Below are 6,836 nucleotides of genomic sequence, written 5' to 3'. Positions count from 1 at the left end.
GTTCTATCTTAACAGGATTGATCGAACTACGACCAACATCGTAGAACGCACTGTCAAAGAATACATTTATTATTATAACAACATTCGTATTCAAACAAAACTAAACAACCAATCACCGATAAACTATCGGCAATTGGCTGTATAAAGGTGTTTTGATCCCTGTCTCAAAAACGGGGGTCAGTCCCCAGAGGACCAGAGCTTTTTTTATTTACCCGATTTGATTCTTTTTCACGGAGACAGGTTCGTCGTCCCAGCATTCAATGTGCTCGTTGTTCGGAACCGCATTTTTATAGAAGACAGGATCTTTTCCTTCTTTTTTCTGTCTCGTATAATCTTTCAATGCGGCAAAGGCGACTTTAGACAGCATGGTAATGGCGATGAGGTTGACGATAACCATAAGTCCCATGAATAGGTCGGCGAGATTCCAAACAACTGGAACACTTGCCACAGCACCGAATAAAACCATTGCAATAACTGCAATACGGTATCCGATTAGCCATGCCTTACTTGATTTAAGAAACTCGATATTCGTTTCACCATAGTAATAATTCCCGATGAACGTACTAAACGCAAACAAGAAAACCATAATGGCAAGTACACCAGAAGCCCAAGGACCAATGTGTTCACTCAAAGATGCTTGTGTGAGTTCAATACCAGTTAATTCTGTTGTTTTATATGCATTTGAGAAAAGTACGATAAAAGCAGTACTTGTACAAATAATGAGGGTATCAATTAAGACACCTAATGCCTGAATAAGACCTTGCTTTACAGGGTGACTGGTCACGGCAGCCGCAGCAGCATTCGGTGCACTACCCATCCCAGCCTCATTTGAAAAGAGACCCCGCTTAATTCCTTCCATAATAACGGCACCCATCGTACCACCTGCAAATTGTTCAATACCGAATGCATGGGTAATAATTGTATGGATAACGCCAGGAAGCTCCGTAATATTTGCAATCATGACAAAAAGAGCAATCCCAATATAAGCAACAGCTAAGAAGACAACAATGTATTCTGCCATCTTTGCGATCGTTTTGACACCACCGAAAATGATGATGCTAAATCCAATAGCCATAATCACCCCTACGATTAAACGGTTTGTGCCAAATGAATTTTCAAAAGCGATGGTGATGGTATTGGACTGTACAGCATTAAAGACAATACCGAAAGAAATGGTAATCAATACTGCAAATAATACCCCCATCCAGCGTTTCTTTAAGCCTTTTTCAATGTAGTAGGCTGGACCTCCGCGAAAGCCAGACCCATCTTTTGTTTTGTAAACCTGGGCAAGTGTACTTTCAACAAAACTCGAGGCGGAACCAATAATCGCTAGGATCCACATCCAAAAAATAGCACCAGGACCTCCCATCGCAATAGCGATAGCAATACCGGTAATGTTTCCTGTTCCAACTCGAGCGGCCATACTAATAGCAAACGCTTGGAATGGGGAAATTCCAGATTTTTGCCTGTTTGTTCCTTCTTTAAGCACAATCACCATTTCCTTGAGCATACGAAACTGAAGGAAACGAGATCTGAATGTAAAATAAAGGCCAACAAGAATTAATAGTGCAACAATAATATATGACCATAGAAAACCATTTGTTGTTGTTAATAAATCACTGATAAAGTCAAAGACATTATTCTTTTCGTTCATAACATCACCTCTTCTAATTCATCTTATTTGTTTAAAAGATGCTGAGATCCCACTCTTTAGCGAGTTTTTTCAGCATCATGACGCCTGTAATACTATTTCCGCAATCGTCAATGGCGGGACCATAAATGCCAATTCCACAGCCTGTCTTAAACGGGAATTCTCTTCTTGCGCTTGGCGGAACGCAAGCCATAATTCCTCCAGACACACCACTTTTGGCTGGAACGCCTACGAACGCTGCGAAATTACCAGACGCATTATACATGCCGCATGTCAGCATCAATGCCTTTGTTAGTCTTGCGATATCTTTTGGGATGACTTGGACTTGTTTAAAGGGGTGATAGCCATCACTTGAAATAATCAGTCCGATTAAGGCAATGTCCTCTGTTGTGACCTCGATAGAACACTGCTTTAAATAGACCTCTAATGTTTCCTCAACATCTGACTCTAAGTAATTGGTTTCTTTTAAGTAATAGGCAAGTGCTCGATTTCGATGGGCGGTTGCCCATTCTGATTGATATACCTCTTCATTAACAGAAGGACGCTTACCTATTAAATTTTCGATTAAATCGAAAATATATGCTAGCTTTTCTGTAGAAGTCTTTCCAAGAAGGATGGAGGATACAGTAATAGCTCCAGCATTAATCATTGGATTAAAGGGCTTCCCTGGTTTGTGCATCTCAAGGCGGATGATGGAATTAAATGCATCACCAGTTGGCTCTACATCTACCCGATCCAAGACGTAAGGTACGCCTCTTCCTAAGCAGGCAGCTATAAAGCTAATGACTTTTGAGATACTTTGCAGGGTAAAGGGAATGTCCCAATCACCATATCGGACAGATGATCCATCTGAGCCTATAACGCTGATACCAAGTTGAGAGGAATTCACTTTTCCGAGTGCTGGAATGTAGCCAGCATTTTGTCCGTTTTTGTAATACGGACGTATTTCTTCTGCCCATTGGTCAACAGAAGACTGGCATGCGTGTTGTGTAGTATTAGAAATTACTGTTTTCATACGATTCCTCCAATCAAAAATCAAAAAATACCTATTAAATTGGCGGATGACAAAACATGCGATTAAATAGGCAGGAAAACATGTTACACATCTTTAATGAACTTGTCATGCGCTGTTTGTACCACTCCTTTACACCTAAATGTATGTTCAAATGAAGGCTTTGGCGGCATAACAAAAAGGTATTTAGTGAAAATTCAGAAAACGCTTACATATAGTTTTACTAAAATTGTTCATTAAATTTATCTTGAAAACTACACAATCTGACAAAAACCTACAAAAAAATTATAAATAAAAATTAGTGTTTCGGCAATTGTCTAAAAAATTCCTATTTTTGTAGACAATGACTAAAATGCAATCATAGCTGAAAGGCCACCTTGTTGCTCGGAGAATAGTCATAAAAAAGATTATGGGGATCAAAGAGGTAGAGAAAATTATTTTTTACACATTGTGAAGAAAAGAGTCTCCTTGTATACTGTGGCTATGCAAACAGGGGAAGGGATGTCAGTCATTTGAGTTTAAACCAGCTTGTCAAAAAAGACGCATTCGTTTTAATTTTTATGGTTGTCATAGTGCCGCTTGCAGGAGAGCTGAAGTTTTATCCTGTGAATGAGACGTTTCGCATAAGTTTCGGGCCACCTGCGTTTTTCTTTTGTTTATTACTTTTAAGAAAATCCAGACCGTTGCTGCCAGGATGTTTAACAGGCGCAGCCATTGTGTTTTTTCGAGTAGGATTGGACCTGATTCAGCAAAAAGCTGATATCGCTACGTCGTTTTATCAGCAATTCCCGAGCTTCTTTTTTTATTTTACTTATGCTTTTCTGTTTTTTATCGTCCATACGGGCCGTTTTAAGCAGCGGTCAATTTTCATTGGGATGATCGGTCTTATAATCGAATTACTTGCTGATTTTGTCGAGCTGTTTGTGCAATTTCTAGTGTTTGACACAACGATGACCATATCAAAGCTAAGTGATATGTTCCTCATTGCGTTTGCTCACAGCTTTGTAGTAATTAGCTTTTTTAATATGATGAAGCTGTATGAGGCACAATCAAGAGAGAAACAAATTATGAAACAGAATGAGCATATGATGATGATTGTTTCGAATTTATATGAGGAAACCGTTCATCTTAAGAAAACGTTAAAGCATACAGAGCACATTACGCAAGAATCATACCGGCTTTACCGCATACTCCATGAACACGAAGCAGGAAAGGAAGTGAGTCAGGAGCTGTTGAAGCTTGCTGGGGAAATTCATGAAGTGAAAAAGGACAATCAGCGTATTTTCGCTGGTCTTGCCAAGCTCATTTCGAAGGAGAATATGCAAGACTATATGAGAGCGGAAGAGCTTGTACAAATTGTGATCCGCATTCAAGAGAAATATGCTCTATCCATAGGGAAAAATATTTCCTTTACATCTGATATACGAGGCATTCACTTACATGATTATCATGTCTTCATTTTCTTGTCTTTGATTAATAATTTAATGGCAAATGCAGTGGAAGCAATAGAAGATAACGGAACGATCTCACTCATATTGAAAGGTATCCATGATAAAATAGAAGTTCTGGTTGAAGATGATGGGCCGGGTATTCCTGAAAAATTGAGAGAGGTTGTATTTGATCCAGGCTACACCTCGAAATTTGATGCCTTTGGGACACCTTCTACTGGGATTGGCTTATCCTATGTGAGAGAACTTGTTCAAGAGCTTGGCGGTCAAATTCATATCGAACAAAAAGAAACAAAAGGTACAGCTTTTCAGCTCGTCCTTCCTAAAAAAAATTTAATACAGAGAGGGTGAGTGTATGCGATTTTTCATTGCAGATGATGATCGTGCAATACGCTCGATTTTAGGTCAAATCATTGAAGATGAGGATTTAGGAGAGGTTGTAGATGAAGCCGATGACGGAGTTGGATTAGAAGCTCATTCATTGAACCTGAAAAAAGTAGACATCCTTCTGATTGATCTTTTAATGCCAGCTAGAGATGGTATTCAAACAATTCGTCATATTCACCCTGAATTCAAAGGTAAGGTCATTATGATTTCTCAAGTAGAGGCGAAAGAAATGATGGCAGAAGCCTATGAACTCGGGATTGAATATTTTATTCATAAACCGGTCAATCGAATTGAGATTGTCAGTGTCATTCGAAAAGTAATGGAGCGCATCAAGCTGGAAAAATCAATTTACGATATTCAAGCCTCCCTTCGGCATGTGCTGCCATTAGAGCCCGTGATTTCTCATGATGCGAGTATTGGAGCGAAGCGTAGAACGATGAAAGAGGCAGGGGAATTCCTCCTATCTGAATTAGGAATTGTCGGAGAGAGTGGCTCTAAGGATTTACTAGAGATACTGATCTACTTATATGAAACACAGACAGCCAATTCTAACGAGGCCAATTTTCCTCCACTAAAGCAGCTGTTTATCAAAACGGCGGAGAGAAAGCTGGATCATGGTGCGACCGATGTAGAAGTGATGCGAGAGGTGAAAGCGGCAGAGCAGCGGATTAGACGAGCCATTCATCATTCCTTGAATCATTTCGCTTCACTAGGATTAACGGATTTCTCAAATCCTAAGTTTGAGCAATATGCCTCTAAGTTCTTTGATTTTACAGATGTCAGCCAAAGAATGAAAGAAATGCAAAAGACGTCTTCTCTTTCAGGATCAACGGGTAGGGTCAATACGAAGAAATTCGTTCAAATTTTTTATTTTGAAGCAAAGCAGTTATTCGAAGGGATGAGCTAAGGAAAATCTGTTGGAATGATTGGAGAAAATAAACAGAGAGAGGTGGCCATTTCCTAAGATCAATCAAGCTCTTCAGGTAGTCTTTGTTATTTATCTGATCATTCCGATTCTTCTTTTTTCTTGAAAATAAAACTCTCTTGTGCAATCGTTTGTTAAAATAGTGAGGTTAGACTAGAATGTCGGAGGTTTTATTTTGGGGAAAATTAAACGAAATGCGCTCTGCCCGTGCGGTAGCGGAAAAAAATATAAACATTGTTGTGGTCAAAAATCAGGCGGAGAACAAACGTCTGAGCTTGTGTTTAAGGAAGCTGTACAAGTTCAAAAGGATTTAATGAATTATGCTTTTTCTAAGCATCAGAGAGCAATCAATCATTTCATTAATGATTTTTCTTTTCTTGCAGATATGGATAAAGAAACACAACAAATCTCAGTCTTTCATTTGAGTGTATGGGGCATCTTCTTCCGCCCATTAACAGATAAGAATGAAACCATCTTCCACGAATTCCTCACAAAGAAAGCAGAAGATATTACACGTCCGAAAACAAGACAAGTGGTTCAATCTTGGACAGACATGGAACCATCTTTGCTTTTATTAAATGAAAAAACGGACGAGTCTCTTCACTTTGAGAATATGGTGACAGCTGAGAAGGTTCAAATTGATGTAAAACCGGATCAAACGGTGTTGCCTGAGAAGGGCAGTCTCGTTCTTGGTTTCCCTGTTCAGTTAGAAGAAAAAGCAGAGTTTTTCATTCAATATACGATGTTTACGAAAGAGTTTACGGATACCCTCCTTCTTCAGGTTCGCCAGCTCGTTGAAGCGTATGAAGCAAATGGAGGGTCGCGCAGCACATTTATGAGAGAATCATTCCCTGAAGTGATGAAGTGCATGTTTGCGAAGCAAGAAGTGACAGAAACGGAGACACCTGTCTACACGGAAGGCGGTACAGGACTATCAGCAGATCGTATGGATTGGGAAAGCGACGTTCATCTGGAAACAGCCAAGCTGATAGAAGATGGGATGAAAGAGCATGGTGACCAAGCTCTGACAGATGGGGCTTTAACGGTTTGGAAAGCTTATTGTGATCAGAAATCACCTGTGATCCGTAAAGCAGCGTCATTTGCGGCGGGAATCGAATATTATATTCAATCACTTGCAAGTGATGCACCACTATCTCAAGTGCAAGTAGCTAAAAAGTATGGCATTAGTGCATCAACTGTTTCCAGCCGTTTTAAAGATATCGAAAAAGCGGTTAAAGAAGAGCAAGAGCCGACTGTATAACATCATGAAAAAAGATGCGGCACCCTGGTCTTATCCCTGTCAAGTAGACAATTATAAAAAGCCTAACCTGCCAGTGTGTGACGGTATTCTACCGGAGCACACTGGTTTAATTTTTTCTGGAATCGATCATGATTATAGAATTGAATGTAATC

At 39.7% G+C, this 6,836-nt stretch carries 7 protein-coding genes; 4 read left to right on the top strand and 3 right to left on the bottom strand.

Going from position 1 to position 6,836, the window contains the following annotated elements:
• Positions 1–145 (top strand): IS3 family transposase (locus WAX46_RS15350; RefSeq protein ID WP_336493244.1); only part of this gene is annotated, 145 nt, incomplete at its 5' end.
• A 63-nt stretch (positions 146–208) separates the two neighbouring features.
• Here WAX46_RS15350 and WAX46_RS15345 read toward each other — a convergent pair.
• Together WAX46_RS15345 and WAX46_RS15340 are read right to left on the bottom strand one after the other, a co-directional pair.
• On the bottom strand, positions 209–1,654 hold the full coding sequence (locus WAX46_RS15345; protein ID WP_226570185.1) for an alanine/glycine:cation symporter family protein: 1,446 nt from the start codon (positions 1,652–1,654) through the stop codon (positions 209–211).
• Between the two features lie 31 nt (positions 1,655–1,685).
• Positions 1,686–2,666 carry a glutaminase gene (locus WAX46_RS15340; protein WP_226570183.1) on the bottom strand — a complete coding sequence of 327 codons (981 nt, stop codon included), beginning with the start codon at positions 2,664–2,666 and terminating at the stop codon, positions 1,686–1,688.
• Positions 2,667–3,175: 509 nt separating this feature from the next.
• Here WAX46_RS15340 and WAX46_RS15335 point away from each other — a divergent pair.
• The 3 genes from WAX46_RS15335 to WAX46_RS15325 all read left to right on the top strand — a co-directional run bounded on the left by WAX46_RS15335 (position 3,176) and on the right by WAX46_RS15325 (position 6,684).
• Positions 3,176–4,462, top strand: a complete 1,287-nt coding sequence (locus tag WAX46_RS15335; RefSeq protein ID WP_336494296.1) for a sensor histidine kinase — start codon at positions 3,176–3,178, stop codon at positions 4,460–4,462.
• 4 nt (positions 4,463–4,466) lie between these two features.
• A complete protein-coding gene (locus tag WAX46_RS15330; protein WP_226570181.1) occupies positions 4,467–5,405 on the top strand; it encodes a response regulator in 939 nt (312 codons plus the stop codon).
• Positions 5,406–5,598: 193 nt separating this feature from the next.
• Entirely contained in the window at positions 5,599–6,684 is a 1,086-nt protein-coding gene (locus WAX46_RS15325) for an SEC-C metal-binding domain-containing protein (protein WP_226570179.1), read from the top strand.
• 62 nt (positions 6,685–6,746) lie between these two features.
• On the opposite strand, the gene WAX46_RS16000 is transcribed toward WAX46_RS15325, so the two are convergent.
• Positions 6,747–6,830: an IS3 family transposase gene (locus WAX46_RS16000; RefSeq protein WP_426853288.1), complete on the bottom strand. Its 84-nt coding sequence runs from the start codon at positions 6,828–6,830 to the stop codon at positions 6,747–6,749.
• Positions 6,831–6,836: the final 6 nt, after the last annotated feature.

Origin of the sequence: Bacillus sp. FJAT-53060 (genome assembly GCF_037104745.1) — a bacterium.
In the GTDB taxonomy this organism is placed as follows: domain Bacteria; phylum Bacillota; class Bacilli; order Bacillales; family Bacillaceae; genus Bacillus; species Bacillus stratosphericus_B.
Note: the sequence above shows the minus strand (reverse complement) of the source record. Positions and strands in the feature narration are given on the sequence as shown.